The sequence below is a fragment of the Micropruina sp. genome (assembly GCF_047606665.1).
Taxonomy (GTDB): domain Bacteria; phylum Actinomycetota; class Actinomycetes; order Propionibacteriales; family Propionibacteriaceae; genus Micropruina.
The window spans coordinates 70,825-87,620 of the sequence record NZ_JASGEF010000044.1 but is presented as its reverse complement, the minus strand read 5'-3'; the positions used below and the strand labels follow the sequence as shown (position 1 = coordinate 87,620).

General features: G+C 68.1%; 18 protein-coding genes and 1 tRNA gene. 11 read left to right on the top strand and 8 right to left on the bottom strand.

Annotated features, from left to right (window positions below):
• Positions 1–165: 165 nt before the first annotated feature.
• Together QM619_RS10835 and QM619_RS10830 are read left to right on the top strand one after the other, a co-directional pair.
• Positions 166–669: a hypothetical protein gene (locus QM619_RS10835; RefSeq protein ID WP_415108104.1), complete on the top strand. Its 504-nt coding sequence runs from the start codon at positions 166–168 to the stop codon at positions 667–669.
• Positions 670–705: 36 nt separating this feature from the next.
• Positions 706–778: transfer RNA gene (locus QM619_RS10830), tRNA-Asn, on the top strand.
• Positions 779–901: 123 nt separating this feature from the next.
• Here the strand turns inward: QM619_RS10830 and QM619_RS10825 are convergent.
• Entirely contained in the window at positions 902–1,474 is a 573-nt protein-coding gene (locus QM619_RS10825; protein WP_415108101.1) for a PH domain-containing protein, read from the bottom strand.
• A 7-nt stretch (positions 1,475–1,481) separates the two neighbouring features.
• A complete protein-coding gene (locus QM619_RS10820) occupies positions 1,482–1,637 on the bottom strand; it encodes a hypothetical protein (RefSeq protein WP_415108098.1) in 156 nt (51 codons plus the stop codon).
• 143 nt (positions 1,638–1,780) lie between these two features.
• On the opposite strand from QM619_RS10820, the gene mce reads away from it, so the two are divergent.
• The 3 genes from mce (at position 1,781) to QM619_RS10805 (ending at position 4,712) form a co-directional block, all read left to right on the top strand.
• A complete protein-coding gene (gene mce / locus QM619_RS10815; protein WP_415108096.1) occupies positions 1,781–2,215 on the top strand; it encodes a methylmalonyl-CoA epimerase in 435 nt (144 codons plus the stop codon).
• 70 nt (positions 2,216–2,285) lie between these two features.
• A complete protein-coding gene (locus QM619_RS10810) occupies positions 2,286–3,473 on the top strand; it encodes a DivIVA domain-containing protein (RefSeq protein WP_415108093.1) in 1,188 nt (395 codons plus the stop codon).
• A gap of 3 nt (positions 3,474–3,476) precedes the next feature.
• A complete protein-coding gene (locus QM619_RS10805) occupies positions 3,477–4,712 on the top strand; it encodes an AI-2E family transporter (protein WP_415108091.1) in 1,236 nt (411 codons plus the stop codon).
• A 44-nt stretch (positions 4,713–4,756) separates the two neighbouring features.
• Here the strand turns inward: QM619_RS10805 and nucS are convergent, their stop codons facing one another.
• Positions 4,757–5,437: an endonuclease NucS gene (gene nucS / locus QM619_RS10800; RefSeq protein WP_415108088.1), complete on the bottom strand. Its 681-nt coding sequence runs from the start codon at positions 5,435–5,437 to the stop codon at positions 4,757–4,759.
• A gap of 38 nt (positions 5,438–5,475) precedes the next feature.
• Between nucS and QM619_RS10795 the strand changes: the two genes are divergently transcribed.
• Positions 5,476–5,748, top strand: coding sequence for a hypothetical protein (locus QM619_RS10795; protein ID WP_415108085.1), 273 nt, complete (start codon positions 5,476–5,478; stop codon positions 5,746–5,748).
• Complete coding sequence (locus QM619_RS10790; protein WP_415108082.1) at positions 5,748–6,545, top strand: alpha/beta fold hydrolase; 798 nt, start codon at positions 5,748–5,750, stop codon at positions 6,543–6,545. The genes QM619_RS10795 and QM619_RS10790 overlap by 1 nt, the downstream gene beginning before the upstream one ends.
• Before the next feature lie 101 nt (positions 6,546–6,646).
• On the opposite strand, the gene QM619_RS10785 is transcribed toward QM619_RS10790, so the two are convergent.
• The 5 genes from QM619_RS10785 to QM619_RS10765 form a co-directional block, all read right to left on the bottom strand.
• Positions 6,647–7,390 carry a triose-phosphate isomerase gene (locus QM619_RS10785; RefSeq protein ID WP_415108079.1) on the bottom strand — a complete coding sequence of 248 codons (744 nt, stop codon included), beginning with the start codon at positions 7,388–7,390 and terminating at the stop codon, positions 6,647–6,649.
• Positions 7,390–7,848 (bottom strand): ribose-5-phosphate isomerase, encoded by a 459-nt coding sequence (locus tag QM619_RS10780; RefSeq protein ID WP_415108113.1) that lies wholly within the window; start codon positions 7,846–7,848, stop codon positions 7,390–7,392. Before QM619_RS10780 ends, QM619_RS10785 begins: the two co-directional genes overlap by 1 nt.
• A gap of 152 nt (positions 7,849–8,000) precedes the next feature.
• Entirely contained in the window at positions 8,001–9,038 is a 1,038-nt protein-coding gene (gene pdxA / locus QM619_RS10775) for a 4-hydroxythreonine-4-phosphate dehydrogenase PdxA (protein WP_415108076.1), read from the bottom strand.
• A 7-nt stretch (positions 9,039–9,045) separates the two neighbouring features.
• Positions 9,046–10,392: a four-carbon acid sugar kinase family protein gene (locus QM619_RS10770; RefSeq protein ID WP_415108074.1), complete on the bottom strand. Its 1,347-nt coding sequence runs from the start codon at positions 10,390–10,392 to the stop codon at positions 9,046–9,048.
• Between the two features lie 34 nt (positions 10,393–10,426).
• Positions 10,427–11,800, bottom strand: a complete 1,374-nt coding sequence (locus QM619_RS10765; RefSeq protein WP_415108071.1) for an MFS transporter — start codon at positions 11,798–11,800, stop codon at positions 10,427–10,429.
• A 700-nt stretch (positions 11,801–12,500) separates the two neighbouring features.
• On the opposite strand from QM619_RS10765, the gene QM619_RS10760 reads away from it, so the two are divergent.
• From QM619_RS10760 to QM619_RS10745, 4 genes are read left to right on the top strand one after another with little or no spacing between them, the layout of a single operon-like run.
• Positions 12,501–13,364, top strand: a complete 864-nt coding sequence (locus tag QM619_RS10760; RefSeq protein WP_415108068.1) for a DeoR/GlpR family DNA-binding transcription regulator — start codon at positions 12,501–12,503, stop codon at positions 13,362–13,364.
• A 7-nt stretch (positions 13,365–13,371) separates the two neighbouring features.
• Positions 13,372–14,403 carry an alcohol dehydrogenase catalytic domain-containing protein gene (locus tag QM619_RS10755; RefSeq protein WP_415108065.1) on the top strand — a complete coding sequence of 344 codons (1,032 nt, stop codon included), beginning with the start codon at positions 13,372–13,374 and terminating at the stop codon, positions 14,401–14,403.
• 50 nt (positions 14,404–14,453) lie between these two features.
• On the top strand, positions 14,454–15,281 hold the full coding sequence (locus QM619_RS10750) for a class I fructose-bisphosphate aldolase (protein ID WP_415108062.1): 828 nt from the start codon (positions 14,454–14,456) through the stop codon (positions 15,279–15,281).
• A 30-nt stretch (positions 15,282–15,311) separates the two neighbouring features.
• Positions 15,312–16,796 carry a xylulokinase gene (locus QM619_RS10745; protein ID WP_415108059.1) on the top strand — a complete coding sequence of 495 codons (1,485 nt, stop codon included), beginning with the start codon at positions 15,312–15,314 and terminating at the stop codon, positions 16,794–16,796.

Sequence of the window (16,796 nt, the reverse complement as noted above, 5' to 3'; positions counted from 1 at the left end):
TGCCCGGCGGGATGAGCTGCGGCCCCCAGATCTTGTGGGCGTACTGGACGTACGGCGCAAGATTTGGGGGCCGCAGATCGCCCGTCCGGGTGCGCCGCAGCCGGGACATGATTGATCAGCGGTTCCCCAAGGAACCGCTTCCGCAAAGGTGGCGATAATGGCCGCATGGGGCTCTTCGATCGTGCCGGACTGCCGCGCGCCGACTTCGACAGCCTGACCACCGCGGTCGGACGCCGCGTCCGGGTGCTGGCCTGGGCGCGGGCCGCCGACGGACCGGTGGTCGGGATGGCCGACCGGCTGGCCCGTCGCTCCCCCGACGGCTGGCGGCAGATGCCGTGGCACGAGATCGACGCCGGCGGCTGGGACGCCGAAACCGGACGCCTGCGCTGGCGACTCACCGACGGCACCGGCGACGACGTCCGGCTGGACGACCCCGGCTCGCTGCCCGACCTGTTCCGGGAGCGGGTGGACGCCAGCATCGCCGTCCGGGAACGGTTCGAACTCGGCCGGGGCCGGGCCTCGCTGATCGTCGCCCGGCGCCGGTTCGACGACGAGCGCGCGCCGCTGCTGTGGACCGTGACCCGCCTCGGCGGCAGCTTCGACGCCGCACAACTCGATCAGGCAGACGCCGAACTCGCCCGGCTGCGCGACGAATACGACATCGGCTGACGGTTCTGGTAACGTTTCTTCTCGCGCGCCGCGCGGTCCCCTGTAGCTCAATTGGCAGAGCATCTGACTGTTAATCAGAGGGTTCCTGGTTCGAGTCCAGGCGGGGGAGCTTTCCATGTTCAGCGCTTTGACTAGGCGCGTTGCCGGTCGGGGCCGCCCTCGCGGAACCATCCCGGGCAACACTCGCGCAACAGCCGACGCCACGCACGGGACAGCCGCCGGCCCTACCGCGCTATCCCCCGTCGGCGATGTCGTTCTGGACGCGCCCGGTCAGCCCGGCGCTGATCACCACGCGCTGAAACAGGTGCAGTCGGTCGTCCGGCTGGCCGACGAAGCGGATCTCGCGCAGCCCCTGATCCTGGGCTGCGTTCTCGAAGACGAAGTCGGCGTAGCCGAAGATCTGCCCCCAGAACGGACGCTGCATCGAGATGTCCAGCACCCGCGCCAACGGCATCGACGCGCAGCGCTGATCGAACACACCGTGCACCCGAAACACCCGCAGATTGGTCACCACGAAGCGATCCATGTACTCGCTGTGCATCCGCCAGAAGCCGCCGACGCCCACCAGCACGCCGACCGCCATCGCCAGCCACCAACCCTCGCCCAGCAGCGGCATCACGGCGAGGCAGATCATGCCGAACAGCACCCACGTGCACGGCCACAGCCGGGTCACCCAATGCCGCCGGATCTCTTCGAGGATGTACTCCCCCTCTTCGGAGATCAGCCGATCGTCGACGTGCGGGTCGATGAACCGCGACCAGCCCAGCTTGAACGGACGCCGAGGCGAGGACGCGAAGACGGACACGACCGCCTCACTTGGCCAGTTCCACGAAGAACCGGCCGACCGCGTCGAACGCGCCGAAGAAGCTCTTCACCGCCATGGCCGCGTCCTCGGGCCGGTTGAAGAGGTAGTACAGACAGAAGCCCACGACCAGCACCACCACGATGGTCTTGATCCACTTGCTCATCCCTGCCTCCTCGAGCTGGGCTCATAGCTACTCATTCTCTCATTCTCCGCCCGGATCTCGGCCCTCCACCCCGCCACGCCGCCCTTCGCCACCAGATTGCCGAACCCTCAACGCCAACTCGAAGGATGTGCCAGGCTGAAGTCATGACCACCGACCTGTTCGTCTGCATCGACCATGTCGGCCTCGCGGTACCCGATCTGGACGAGGCCATTCGCTTCCATACAGAGGTGATGGGCTGGCGCGTCCTGCACCGCGAAGAGAACCAGGAACAGGGCGTCGCCGAGGCGATGATCGGCACCGGCGACCAGGGCCCCGAGAACGCCCAGATCCAGTTGCTCGCACCCCTCGACGAGCAGTCCACGATCGCCAAATTCATCGGACGCAACGGTCCGGGTCTGCAGCAGCTCGCCTACCGGGTGGCCGATCTGGACGCCGTCAGCGCCACCCTGCGCGAGCGCGGCGTCCGGCTGCTCTATCCGGAGGCCAAGCGGGGCACCCACGGCTCGCGGATCAACTTCTGTCACCCCAAGGACACCGGTGGCGTCCTCCTCGAACTGGTCGAGCCACCCAAGGGGTGAGTTGCCCCGGCTCAACGGGGGCAAGAGTGAGTAGCATTCGGGGCATACACCCCCTATGAAAGGAGCTCGGGTGAGCCAGCAGCCAGAAGAGACAGTCGGGCTCGACCTTTTCGATGAGACCGCCAGTGCCGCGGGCAGTTTTCCACACTCGATGCTGGGCTACGAACGGCAAGCGGTCGACGCCTACATCCGCGACATCGAACGCCAGTTGAGTTCCGCCAAGCGCAAGGTCCGTTCGTTGCAGAAGCAACTCGCCGCCCAGGCCGACGAGACCGACTACTCCAGGCTAGGCGCCCACACCGGCGACCTGCTCCGGGCAGCCGAACGTCAGGCCGCAGAGATCACCCAGTCGGCGCAGCTCCAGGCCGAGCAGATCATCGAGTTGGCCCGGCGCGAGGCCGCCGAGCGCGCCGCGAACGCCAATCAGGACGCCACGAAGGCGATGGCCAGCGGCATGGACGACCTGCAGCGTCTGCGCGAGGAACTGGCCGGGCAGACCGCCGCGGAGCTCGCCGCCGCCCAGCAGCAGGCCCGCACCCTGCGCGAGGCGGCCGAAAGCCATCGGGCGATGGTGCTGGCCGACGCCGACCGGAACGCCGCCGCGATCCGCGAGCAGGCCAGCCTCGAGGCCGAGCAGCTGCGCCAGGTCGCCCAGCGCGAGGTGGCCGACGTCCGCGCCGCTCTGGCTAAGGAGCAGGAGCAGTCGCTGGAGTCGATGCAGCAGCGCCACGCCGAGGTCACCCGGACGCTGATCGAGCTCTCTGAGCGAGCCCGTCAGCAGTCGGAGGAGTTCGGCGTCCAGATGGCTCACGACGCGCAACTGGCCGACGAGCGCCGCAACAAGGCACTCGCCGAGGCCGACCAGATCGTTGCCACCGCCACCGAGCAGGCCCGCGCCGCGGTCGCCGACGCACGCGCCAAGGCAGCCAAGCTGATGACCGAGGCCGGCGTGGCCGAGGCGCAGAAGATCGATCAGCTCAACCAGGAGATCACCGGCCTCGAACGGCGCAAGAAGGCTTTGATCGATGCGCTGCACGGACTGTCGGCGCTGGCCACCTCGACCGTGGCCGACTTCCAGGGCGACCAGGAAGCGGAGGCCCATGCGTCCGAGGTGGCCCGAGCCGCCGACGAGGCCGACACCGCCGTGCTGCACATGGAAGAGGCCGACACCGCGATTCAGCCCGCCGTCGATGTCGAGGACGACGACGCCACCCGGGTACAGCCGGCGGTCGTCTCCGGTGGGGGAAAACGGCACTAGCCGATGAGTGTCCTGCCGGACGAAGGTGCCGGCGGCGCGGAGCCGGAGAAGAACGCACTCACCCCGTCCGAGTCCGCCGCCGCCCGTCCGACCCCGACAACACCCAGCGGACCACGCGGCTGGCTGCACCGGATCCGGCGGGTGACCCAGCCCACGCCGGCCGACCTGGACGCCGACACGGTCGGCGCCGGGCCGCGCAGCGAGGTGAGCCTGGCCCGGCGCAGCCCGTTCGCGATCGGCTTCTTCGTCACCCTCGGCGCCCTGACCGCAGCCGGACTGGTGTTCGGGCTCTACCGGATCTCGTCGGTAGTGCTGCTGGTCATGCTCGCCCTGTACCTGGCGCTCGGGCTCAATCCCCTGGTCGATCGGCTGTCGTCGTACGGTTTGCGGCGCGGCATCTCGGTGCTGCTGGTGGCGCTGGCCGGACTGGCCATCCTCGGGCTGGCGATCTGGGCGATCCTGCCGGTGGCGGCCGAACAGATCAACCGGTTGCTGCTGAACGCACCATCGCTGCTGCAGGAGTTGCGTGCCAATCCGCAGATCGCCGACTGGGACACCCGCTACGACATCATCAGCCGGGTCAGCACCTTCCTCACCTCGGGCGAACTGCTGAGCGGCTTGTTCGGCGGGCTATGGGGTGCCGGCCAGGCCGTCGTCGGCATGGTGCTCAGCACCATGGTCACGGTGGTGCTGACGGTGTATCTGCTGGCGTCCATGCCGGCGTTCAAAGAGGCGCTCTACGAGCTGGCGCCGGCGTCCCGACGACCACGGGTGCGCTATCTGGCCAACGAGGTGTTCAGCCGGATCGGCGGCTACGTGACCGGGTTGTTCATCGTGATCATCTGCTCGACCACAGTCGCGTACATGTTCCTGAACGTGATCGGGCTCAGCCAGTACGCCCTGGCGCTCGCCGTGGTGGTCGCCCTCTGCGCGATCATTCCGCTGATCGGATCGACCCTGTCGATGCTGATCGTGTCGACCGTGGCCTTCACCTTCTCGCCTACCCAGGGCTTCATCACGCTGGCCTTCCTGCTCACCTACCAGCAGTTCGACAACTACTTCATCCAGCCGCGCGTCTTCCAGCGCTCGGTGAGCGTGCCCGGTCCGTTGGTGATCCTGGCCGCGCTCGCCGGTGGCGTGCTGTACGGGCTGCTCGGTGCGCTTTTGGCGATCCCGTCAATGGCGGCGGCGATGCTGCTCTACCGCGAGGTGCTGATCCCGGCGCTCAATCGCCGCTGAGTCGGCCTCGCCGGTTGAGCTTGTCGAGATACCAACAGCCCTGATCAGAACAGGCGATCGTCGGCGCTGTCGAGGCCTCGCAGCAGGTCATAATCGACGCTGATGCAGGAGATTCCGCGGGTGCCGGCCAGGGTCTTGGCCTGCGGCTTGATCAGCTGGGCGGCGAACACGCCGCGCACCGGCGCGAGCAGCGGATCGGCGTTCATCAGGGTCAGGTAGCGGGTCAGCTGCTCGACGCCGTCGATCTCGCCGCGGCGCTTCACCTCGACCGCGACGTAGCCGCCGTCGGCGTCCCGGAAGAGCAGGTCGACCGGTCCGATCGGGGTCAGGTACTCGCGCTGGACCAGGTTCCAGCCTTGCCCGAAGGTCTCCGGATGCTCGGCCAGCAACGCCTGCAGGTGGGCCTCCACGCCGTCCTTGACCAGACCCGGATCGACGCCGAGCTCATGGGTCGAGTCGTGCAGCACCTCGGCGATCGAGATGACCAGAGTGTCGGCGCCGGAGTTGCGCAACTCCCACACCTCGATGAAATCGGAGTCCTCCGGGGTGGTCACGGTCAACGTGCAGGGCGGATTCATCCAGTTCAGCGGTTTGTAGGCGCGGTCGTCGGCGTGGATCGACACCGAGCCGTCCGCCTTGGAGAGGATCAGCCGGGTCGCCAGCGGCAGGTGGGCCGTCAGGCGTCCGGCGTAGTCGACCTGGCAACGGGCAACGAGCAGACGCACCCGGCCACCGTAGCGCCTGGGGCACTACGCTTGCCCCCGTGCCCAAACGACCCAGCAAACACCTGCGCCCGCCGCGGCCGCTGTCGTCGTCGTTCGCGTCCGCGGTGGACAAGGCGGACGGGCGCTGGATGACCCAGACCATGCCGGGTCAGGCCGCCACCAAGCAGTATCGCTGTCCGGGCTGCGACCAGCTGATCGCGATCGGGACGCCGCACGTGGTGGTCTGGCCGCACGTGCCCACGGTGGGTTCCAGCCGGGCCGTAGACGAGCGCCGACACTGGCACAACTCCTGCTGGAACCGGAGGCGTTGATGTCCCTGTTCACCCAGTTGATCGGGACCGGGCGTCCCGACGTGGTCTTCCTGCACGGTCTGTTCGGACGCGGCAAGAACTGGGCCGGCATCGCCAAGTCGCTGGCCGAACACGAGCACGCCAGCGTGTTGTTCGATCTGCCGAATCACGGCCGTTCGCACTGGACCGACACCTTCGACTACCCCGCGATGGCGTCCGAGGTCGCCGACGAGCTGCGGCTGCGGCTGGGCTCGGCGGCGTCCGTCACGCTGGTCGGGCACTCGATGGGCGGCAAGGTGGCGATGCTGATGGCGTTGCAGCACCCTGAACTGGTCCGCCGTCTGGTGGTCGTGGACATCGCCCCCGACATCTCCTACCAGGTCCGCACGTCGGTGCCCCTGGTGAAGGCGATGCGCGCGCTCGATCTGAACGACATCGCGAGCCGTGGCGCGGCCGAGCAGCTGCTCGCCGCCGATGTCGACGATCCGGCGGTGCGGCTGTTCCTGCTGCAGAACCTCAAGCACACCCGGACCCCGCAGAACCGCAACGGCTGGCAGTGGGAGCTCAACCTCGATCTGCTGGGCGACCATCTGGACGACGTCGCCGCCTGGCCGAACGTCGGCGAGGTCAGCTACCCCGGCCCGGCGCTCTGGGTCGGCGGTTCGGACTCCCCCTACATCCAGCCCGAACACCACGACCGGATGCGGCAACTCTTCCCGCAGGTGCGCCTGGTCCGGATTCCCGGCGCCGGCCACTGGGTGCACGCGGACGCCCCGGTGGAACTGACCGCCGAACTGCTCCCCTTCCTGGCTGAGTAGCCGCCACCACGACGCATGGACCCGTGGAGACGGGGCAAGAACAGCAATCGGCGTCCGGACCCATGAGAGAGTCCGGACGCCGGTGCGCTCCGTGACGCCGGTCAGACCTGGGCCGCGGCGATCCTCAGCAACTCGAGGTAGCCGTCGACCTGCCAGGCGGAACGGCCGACGAACAGGCCGTTGACGCCCTTGACCTGCAGGGTCTCCTCGGCGTTGCCCTGGTTCACCGAGCCGCCGTAGAGAATGCACTCCACCGACTCGCCATATTCGGCATCGAGCGCCGCGAACACGCCCTCGATATCCTCCGGACGCGCCTCACGGCCGTGCTCGCCGATCGCCCAGATCGGCTCGTAGGCGATCAGCACCCGGCTGACATCGTCGACGCCGTCCAGGCCCGCGGCGACCTGCGCCATGATGTGGTCCACGCTGCCGCCGGCATCGAAGACCTCACCCGGCTCGCCGCAGCACAGCAGCGGACGCACGCCGTGGTTCAAGCTCGCCTTCACCTTCAGGTTGACGGTTCGATCGGTCTCGGCGAAGAACTCCCGCCGCTCGGAATGTCCGATCTCGACCAGTGCCGCGCCGGCGTCCGCGGCCTGTGGAACCGAGATCTCCCCGGTCCACGCCCCAGCGTCGGCCCAGTGCGCGTTCTGGATCCCCAGTTCGACCGGCGAGTCCGGGCCCAGGATCGCGCGCACCGTGGTCAGCGCCGTGGCCGGCGGAATGATGAACGGCTGGACACCAGTCGGTGCGCCGTCGGACAGGGCCGCGGCGAGCCGGGTCGCATAGTCACTGGCTTCCGCCAGCGTCTTGTTCATCTTCCAACTGGTGCCCACCCACAACATCAGTCGCCCTCGTAGCTGCAGATCGCGTCCACTTTGGGCGCCGACGCCGACGACGGATCAAAGGCGTAGTTGAAGAACTCCTTCGCCAGCCGGCGAGCGAGCTCGATGCCGATCACCCGTGCGCCCAGGCAGAGCACCTGGCCGTTGTTGGACAGCACCAGGCGCTCCACCGAGAAGCTGTCGTGCGCGGTGCTGGCCCGGATGCCCTTGACCTTGTTGGCGGCGATAGCGACCCCCATGCCGGTGCCGCAGACCAGGATCGCCCGGTCGGCCTTGCCGTCGGCGACCAGACGAGCCACCCCGACCGCGGTGTGCGGGTAGGCGGTCTGGTCCTCGGTGTTGCCGACCCCGAGGTCGATCACCTTCTCGATGCGCGGATCGGCCTCCAGATCGGCCTTGATCTTGTTCTTGTAATCAACGCCGGCGTTGTCTGCGCCGACGGCCACCACGAAGCCCATCATGTCCCTTTCGTCGTTCCTGCGCCGGGGCCGGACGGCCCCGATCTCTCGTCCTTCATGCCGCACTCATGCCCACCCCGGCTACCGCGTCTCCGCCGTGCGAGCCGCCAGCACCGCCGGCGTCCCCATTCGGACGCCGGCCGGCCCTCGCCTCAGGCGGACGCCGCCAGCTTCTGCTGGTGGGCCATCTTGAGGCCCGCGTAGTAGGCCGCCACCCGTGTCGACTCCACCATGCTGCCACCGTTGGCAATGCCCTTGCCGGCGATGTCGAACGCGGTGCCGTGGTCGACCGAGCTGCGCATGAACGGCAGCCCCATGGTGATCGTGACGGCCTTCTCGAAGTCCAGCGTCTTGCAGGCGATGTGCCCCTGGTCGTGGTACAGCGACAGAATGCAGTCGTGATGCCCGTCCAGGGCGAAGGCGAAGATCGAGTCGCCGGGGAACGGTCCGCGGGCGTTGATGCCCATCGCCTGCGCCTCTTCGACGGCCGGGATGAGGTGATCGATCTCCTCGGTGCCGAACAGGCCGCCGTCGCCGCCGTGCGGGTTCAGCGCGGCCACCGCGATCGAGGGGTTCTCGAAGCCGTAGCTGCGCATTTCGCGGTCGATGTCCTTCAGGTACGACAGCGTCCGCTCCTTGGTGATCATGTCGCAGGCCTTGCGCACCGAGACGTGCCGGGTCAGGAAGAACACCCGCAGCTTGTGGACGTTGAACATGGTCAAGGCGTACGGCGAGTTGGTCAGCGCCTCGAAGACCTCGGTGTGCCCGATGTGCTCCACGCCGGCCTCTTTCAGCGCCACCTTGTGAATCGGCGCCGTGGAGACCGCCTGGAGCCGTCCGGCCAGGCCGAGCTCGATGGATTTCTCCAGGTACGAATAGGCGCGCACGGCGGCGTCCTTCTGCACCTCGCCGTAGACGATCTTCGCGCCGGGGGCGGCGCCGGTGTCGAGCAGGTCGACCGTGCCGAACTCGTACTTCGCCTCCTCCGGCTCGCTGATCTCATTGATCGTCAGCTCCACGCCCTTGACCGCGGCCGCCTCTTCGAGATGCTCCCGCGCGCCGATCACGAACGGCTTGCAGACCTGGTAGATCATCTCCGACCGGACGGTGTCCACGACGATCTCCGGGCCGATGCCGGCGGGGTCGCCGATCGTGATCGCGGTAACGGGCCTGATTTGGGTTTCTGACATTGTCTGTTCACTCCATCTTTTCGTCGAAGATCCGATTGACACATTGAATTGCGGTCTGTTCGTTGCCGGTGAGTCCGCCCTTGCAGATCACCGGAAGGCCGGCCCAGGGACCACCGACCAGCACGCCCTGATCGGCCTGCGGAATGACGTAGTCGACCAGGCCGATGCCGTTGGCATCGAGAGCGGCGCAGGTGTTCACCATGATGTCACCGCCGGTGAGATACAGGCCCGCGACCCCGTCGCCGAGGGTCTCCACGACACGTCGGGCCAACGCACCGAAACGGCGCGGGATCTGGCCCGGCCCCGCACCTGGTTGCAGGCCGGCCCGGCGTTCCATGGCGGCCATGTCACCCAGGTCGCCGCTGATCGTCGAATCCAGCGCCAGCATGATCACCCGTGGCTTCTTCGGCAGTACGCGTTCCACCTCGTCCAAGACCCGCTGGGTCTCCCGCAGGTAATGCCGCTCGTCGGCGATCAGGTCGCCGACGTCCACCCCGATCACCTCTGTGCCCGGCACCTTGGAGAGCTCCACCATCTGTAGGTGGGTGACCCGCATGGCGCTGCCGGCGACCACCAGCGCGGTGCCGGTGTCGGTGTCGGCGGGCTCCAGGCGCAGCGTGCGCTCCTTCACCGGACGAGTCTCGACCGCGCCGCTGCGGATGGCCAACCGTTCGGTGAACGGCCCCGGGTCGACGCAGACCACGTTCCAGCCGAGTTCGGCCACCACGGTCGCGATCAGGTCGACGTCCTCCAGCGACGCCGCGTCCACCACGATCACCCGGTCCCCCGCGTCGCGGCTCGCGACCAGTCCGGCCCGGATCTGTTCCGCGCCGTCGATGACCGCGCCGATCGGCAGATGACCGACCGACACGGTGCACTGGCTCGCCATCAGCGTCGGCAGATGCGACTGCTTCACCGGCGTCCGCACGTCCTGCGCCACCGGTGTGCGGGAGAGCAGCACCGAGTCGATCAGCGAGTAGCCGCCCACCACGATCCGCTTCGATTGCGGCATCGCCGGCACCATGATGGCGATGTAGTCGTCCGGCAGCGCGCTCAGCATGCCCTCCACCTCAGGCCCGATGCCACCGCGACAGGTGGTGTCGATCCGCTTGGTGAACTGCCGGGCCCCGGCCGCGACCAGTTCCTGCGTCGCTTCCCGGACCCGCTCGTAGGCGTCCGCGGCCGGCAGGGGCCGGGAATCCGAGTTGAGGATCAGCGCCTCGTGGTCGGAGGTCAGCACCGACACGTCGGCCAGCGAGAACAGCACGGCGGTGTCGACGCCGACCCTGGCCAGCAGCGCTCCGACGGTCGTCGAACCGGTGAGGTCGTCAGCGACGATGCCTAGCTTCGGCATCCTGCAACCGCCCTTCTGATCGCTGTCGCGCCGTTCACTTGGCGCCGACCGCGTGCTCGGTCGCCTTGGGCCGGGCCTCGACCAGGGTGAAGATGACCAGCAGGGCGAGCACCAGGACCACCGCGAAGTAGCTGAACGCCACCGAGTAGTTGCCACCAGAGGAGTCCAGCAGCAGGCCGACGATGATCGGGGCGAAGAAGCCGCCGAGGTTGCCGCCGGAGTTGATCAGGCTGATCGCGAACGGGTAGGTCTTGTTGTTGGTCAGGCCCATCGGGTAGGCGGTGAACATCGGCCAGCCGATGTTCAGAAAGAAGCCGGTGGCGACCAGGCTGACGGCGATCGCCGGAATGTTGTCCGGCGCGTTGATGACGATCACGATCATCACCGCGGCGAAGAAGGCCGTGATCAGCATGGTGGGCTTGCGGCGTCCGTGGAAGAGCCGGTCCGAGACCACGCCGCCGAGCATCGAACCGATCAGGCCGCCGACGGCCGGCGCCGCGGCGATGAACGCCACACCCGACAGGTTCATGCCGCGGGCCTGGACGAGGTACAACGGCACCCATGTGAGCAGGCCGTAGTTCACGTTGTTCATGAAGAAGTAGGCCAGGGTGTCGCCCCAGATGTTCCACGACTTCAGTACCTTGCCGTTGGTGTCGAGGGTGTCGGCGTCCCTGAGCCGGATCACCTTGTCGAGCCACGGGATCGGCCGGAAGGTCACCTTCTTCTTGGTCGGGTCCTCGGAGGTGTCGTAGATGTGCGCGAGCTCGGCGGCGTTCACGTGCTTGCTCTGCTCCGGACGGTTCCGGACGATGAACCACCACACCGCGGCCATGATGAATCCCGGGATGGAGAACCAGATGAACACCCACCGCCAGCCGTGGGCCTGCGCGAGACCGATCACGATGGCCGGGACGATGATCGGGGCGAACTGGGTCGAAGCGATGTAGAGGCCGGTCGCGGTGCCCTTCTCACGCGGCGGGAACCAGGCGTTCACCGTGGAGGTCATGCCCACCGGGGCCGGGCCCTCGGTCAGGCCGAGCAACAGCCGCAGCGCCAGCAGCATGACGGCGCCAGTGGTGAAGCCCATCGCCAAAGTGACGAGAGAGAAGGCCAGGATGGCCACCGAGACGACCGCACGGGTGCCCTTCTTGCCCATGATCAGGCCGGCGGGGATCTGCGAGACGGCGTAGCCAAGGAAGAAGAAGCTGGAGATCGCGCCGATGGTGAAGTTGTCGATGTGGAACTCTTCTTTGATGAACGGCAGCACCGCGCCGATGTTGGCGCGGTCGGCCATGCACACCACGTAGGCGGCGAAGATCGTCGACATCACGACCCAGCGGTACCGGCTCGGCTGGCCGGTGGGAAGGTTGGCGCTCATCGAAGATGTCGCGCCGGCAGAAGTTGACATGTGTCCGTGCTCCTAGTTGTCAGTGTCCGAGAGACGGGTCGGCGATCTGCCCCGCGCACGGTCATCGACCGATACCGCGAGGTGGCTCCGACCGACCCGAGGACACCAACCAGGGACGCGACCGTCAACGAAGTCCGGTGGACCACGGTCCGCGCATTGCCGTGAATCCACCCGCTTCCGTCGAGTGCGCCGGCCGCGGCGCTGGAACATCGGGCGCCACCTCCGTGCTGCACTGCCCGGAGCGTGGCTGATTACCAACTCAGAGCAGAGAGTACCCACGGGGCAGGCTGAGCGCTAGCGAACCGATGATCATTCATGTCATGGAGGGGCTTCGATCAGCGCCTCCCAGGGGTCCACGCCGGCGACCCCACGGGTCTCCTGGCTGACTGCCGCAGCGGGCGCCGACGGCGGCGACACACCTCGCCGAGCCGTCCACTAGATGAGCGGTCCGCTCATTTTGATCGCCACCTTCCGCCTATCGGACGGATTCTGCGCGGATCTTGACATCTAGACTGCGCTGTCCGATCATTGTCACATCCCACTTGTGATCGGACCGCGCAAACAATTCTCCGGTTCCGACCCCGAAGACCGGCCACGACTGGGACGTCCAGGGCTAGCAGTGGACCAAAGGTGGAGCCCGTCTGCTCGACACCCGTTACCCACGGGTTCCACCCACCGCGATTTGCAGGAGGATGAGGCCATGCAGGAGCTGTCAGGCCCATCCTCCGTCGACATCCAGGAGCAACCGGATGGCCGTCCGGCGAAGCCCAGCAAGGGTCAGCGCAGGCGGCAGAAGATCCTCCAGTTGCTCACCACAGACCCGGAGGCGAACGTATCGGTGAGCGACCTGTCAGACACCTTCGGGGTCTCGGTGGCGACCATCCGCCGCGACCTCGCCGATCTGCAGGGCCGCAGGCTGGTCACCCGGACCTACGGCGGTGCGGCGCTGCAACATCGACCCCGCACCGAGCTGACCATGCGTGAGCGGATGTCGGCCCATGCCGACGCGAAGCGCGCGATCGGACGGGCCGCCGCCGCGCTGATCGAGGACGACGACCTGATCATCCTCGACTCCGGATCGACCACCGAGCAGATCGCCGCCGCACTGGGCGACCGCTCGGTCTCGGTGATCACCAACGGCCTGATGGTGGCCAACCAGCTGGTCTCCAATGACCAGGTGGGCGTGACGATCCTCGGTGGAGCGCTGCGCGGCATCAACGCCACCATCACTGGCCCGGACGCCGAGTCGATGCTGAACCGGGTGCAGGCCACCTACGCCTTCGTCGGCACCGACGCCATCGATCCCGTCCGGGGCCTGACCTCGCGCACCTACGCGCAGGCCAGGCTCAAGGCGGCGATGATGGAGAACGCCCAGCGCACCTACGTGGTGGCCGACTCGTCCAAACTGGGCGAGCACGGCCTCTTCCACTACTGGTCCGAGCTGCCCGATCCGTGGGGCCTGGTCACCGACGAGGCCGCCGATCCGGCGGTGCTCGACGGGCTCCGGGCGGCCGGCGCCGATTCGATCATCCTGGCCCCTCCCCTAGACACAGAGGACTGGTGAGATTTCCATGCAGCAAGCCGTGCTGTACCGACCCGACGAACTCCGGGTCGAGGAACGTGACGTTCCCACCCTTGCCGAGGGCGAGGTCCTGCTCAAGGTGACCGCCGCGCTGCTGTGCGGCACCGACCTGCGGATCTACTCGGGCCGCAAGACCAAGAACGTCACCCTGCCGTCGGTGCTCGGCCACGAGATCGCCGCCGAGGTGGTGGACGCCGCCGGCCCGCTGCCGGAGGGCGTGTCGATCGGCGATCAGGTCTGCGTCTACCCGCTGGTGCCGTGCGGCGCGTGCGTCGCCTGCCGCAAGAACCACCCCAATATCTGCCGGAACCGGGTGGCGTTCGGCTACCAGCTCGCCGGCGGGCTGTCGCAGTACATCGTGGTGCCGGCCAATGCCCGGCAGAACATCGTGCCATTGCCGGGGGTGTCGGCACCCGAGGCTGCCCTGGTCGAGCCGCTGGCCTGTGCCCTGAACGGTCAGAACATCGCCAAGGTGAAGGGCGCGGACGCCGTCCTGATCGCCGGCTGCGGCCCGCTGGGCCTGATGCACATCCGGCTGGCCAAGGCCCAGGGCGTCCCGACCGTGATCGCGGTCGACCCGAACACCGCGAGGCACCAGATCGCCCGCGATTCCGGGGCCGATCTGGTGCTGGCGCCGGGCGAGGACACCCCCGCGCAGATCCTGGCCGCCACCGACGGCGGCATCGACGTGGTGATCATGGCCATCGGACGGGTGGACGCACTCACCCCCTACCTCGGCATCCTGGCTCCGGGCGCCCGGATCTCCGCCTTCGCCGGGTTCAACGCGGGCGACGTGTTGAGCATCGTCGCCAACGACATCCACTACAACGAGTACGAGGTCGTCGGGGCCTCATCCTGCCGGCTGGAGAACTTCCACGCCGTCGCCGACCTGGTCACCGCCGGCACGCTCCGGGTCGCCGACCTGGTCGGCACCCAGCTTCCGCTGGCCCAGGTGCACCGGGCGCTCGACCTGGTCGCCTCGGGCAAGGACCTGCGGGTCGGCATCGATCCATGGGCCTGAGGCCCGCTCCCGCCTCTTCGCTCTTTCCACACCACACAGAAGGATTTGTCATGGGCATTTTCGAACTGAACCCCGTCGGCACCACGTCCGCGCTCGGCCGCGAGATCCGGCTGCGCCGGATCATCGGGGCGGACGGCCGGCTGATGACGGTGGCACTCGACCAGGCGGTTCCGCGCGGCGTCGCGCCCCGGCTGGCCGATCTGAAGACCGTCTTCGACAAGATCGCCGACGCCGAGCCGGACGCCTTCACGGTGTTCAAGGGCGTCGCCGGGCACCTGTTGTCCGGACGCGCCAAGCAGGTGCCGCTGATCATCAAGGGATCGACCTTCTGCGTCGACTTCCACCTCACCTACGACGCCACGGTCGCCCAGGTGGCGGACTGCCTGCGGCTCGGTGCGGACGCCATCGCGGTCGGCATCTCGGCCGGCTCGGAGAACCAGGTCGCCATGCTCGAGATGCTCAGCGCGGTCACCGAGGAGGCGCACAAGTGGGGCCTGCCGGTGATCTGCCACGCCTACCCCAGCGGTGAGCTGTGGGGCGACCGCAAGGGCAGCACCGAGTCGGTGATATACGCCGCGCGTGCCGCCGCCGAATGTGGCACCGACATCGTGAAGACCTGGTACACCGGCTCGGCCGAAGAGTTCAAGAGGGTCGTGGACGCCACCCCGACCCTGGTCGTGGCCGCCGGGGGTGCGCCCACCCCGAAGCCGATCGACGTGCTGAACCAGGCCGCAGCCGTGATGGACGCCGGCGGCGCCGGGATGACCGCCGGCCGCAACATCTGGGGTGCCGACGATCCGGGCGCCATGGTGCACGCACTCAAGGCCGTCATCCACGACGGCGCCGATCCCAGCGAAGCCGTCAAGCTGCTCGGCTGAGCAGCTTGACGATCAGCAAGGAGCTCAACGATGAGAACCTTCCTCGGACTCGACCTCGGCACCTCGGCCACCAAGGGCGTCATCCTCGCCTCGGACGGACGGGTCATCGCCCGTGCCCGCGCCCGACACCCGAGTTCCCGGCGGGGCGGCGTGGGCCGGGCCGACCCGTCCGCCTGGGAGGAGTCGATCCTGGCGGTGTGCCGGCAGCTGGCGCCACAGCTGGCCGAGGTGAGCGGCGTCGGCCTCGACACGCATTGCCCGACGATCGTGCCGATGGGCGACGACGGTCACCCGGTCACCTTCGCGGTGACCTGGGACAACCCTGCGCTGACAACGTACTTCGATCACTACAGCCCACTGCGTTCGACCAAGGCGATCCGGTCCACCGGCAACCACCCGTCTCGATCGACGTTCGCGGCGATCGCCTACCACTACCTGCGCGAAGCCGAGCCGGACGCGTTCGCCCGGATGACCACGCTGGGTTTCGCCGGCACCTGGCTGGGTCAGCAGCTCACCGGTGAGACGGCGCTCGACCCGACCCAGGCGTCCTACACCGGCGTGTTCAACACCATCGGCAGGCACACCGACTGGCTGCCGAAGACGCTCGCCGAGCTGAGCATCGAGCCGTCCGTGCTGCCACCGGTCCGTCCGGCGATGGACGTCCTCGGCCACGCGGGCACCGACTTCGCCGAACTGGCCGGCATCCCGCGAGACGTGCCGGTGATCGTCGGCTGCGCCGATACGCCGGCGGCGTCCTATGCGTTGGGGACGGCGCCCGGCACGAACCCGTTCCTGATCATGGGCACCACCCATGTGGTGAACAGCTGTCTGTCGGCCCCCGACCTGCGTGCGCGGGCGCTGCAGCGGCGCGGACTGCGTCCGGGCGAGTGGCTGATCAACGGCGTCACCAACGGTGGCGACAGTCTGGCGGTGGCCGCGACGCTGCTCGGTTTCGGACGCAAGGAGTCCGCCGTCCGCGAGATGATCCGGCTGGCCAACGGGCTCTCGCCGGAGGAAGCCGAAACCGCACCGTTCTTCATTCCGCACGTGATGCCCGAGCGTGGACCGTTCTGGTTCGAGCAACCCTGCTCGGGACTGACTGGGATGACCCGTTCGACCACCCGCGGCCAGCTCGCCCGTGCGGTGCTGGACGGCATCCTGTTCGCCGACCGGATGGTGCTGGAGGCCACCGTCCCGCCCGGCGACCAGGCGATCTACCTGACCGGGGCGTTCGGCGAGGACCCGGTGCTGCCGAAGCTGCTCGCGGACGCCACCGGACGCAGCTACGACGTCGCCCTCGAGCCCGACCTGCCCGCGATCGGCGCGGCAGCCATGTGTGCCGAAGCGGTGCACGACGTCATTCCGAGCCGGCTTTCCACCAGCCGGGTCAAGCCCCGTGCCAAGCGCCGGGCCCGGGCCAAGCAGCGGTGGCTACGGTTCCGTGAGGAATGGTCGAAGGTCACCGGACGCGACCCATTGCCCGCCCTGCCCCCACTCGTATCGACAAGGAGTTGA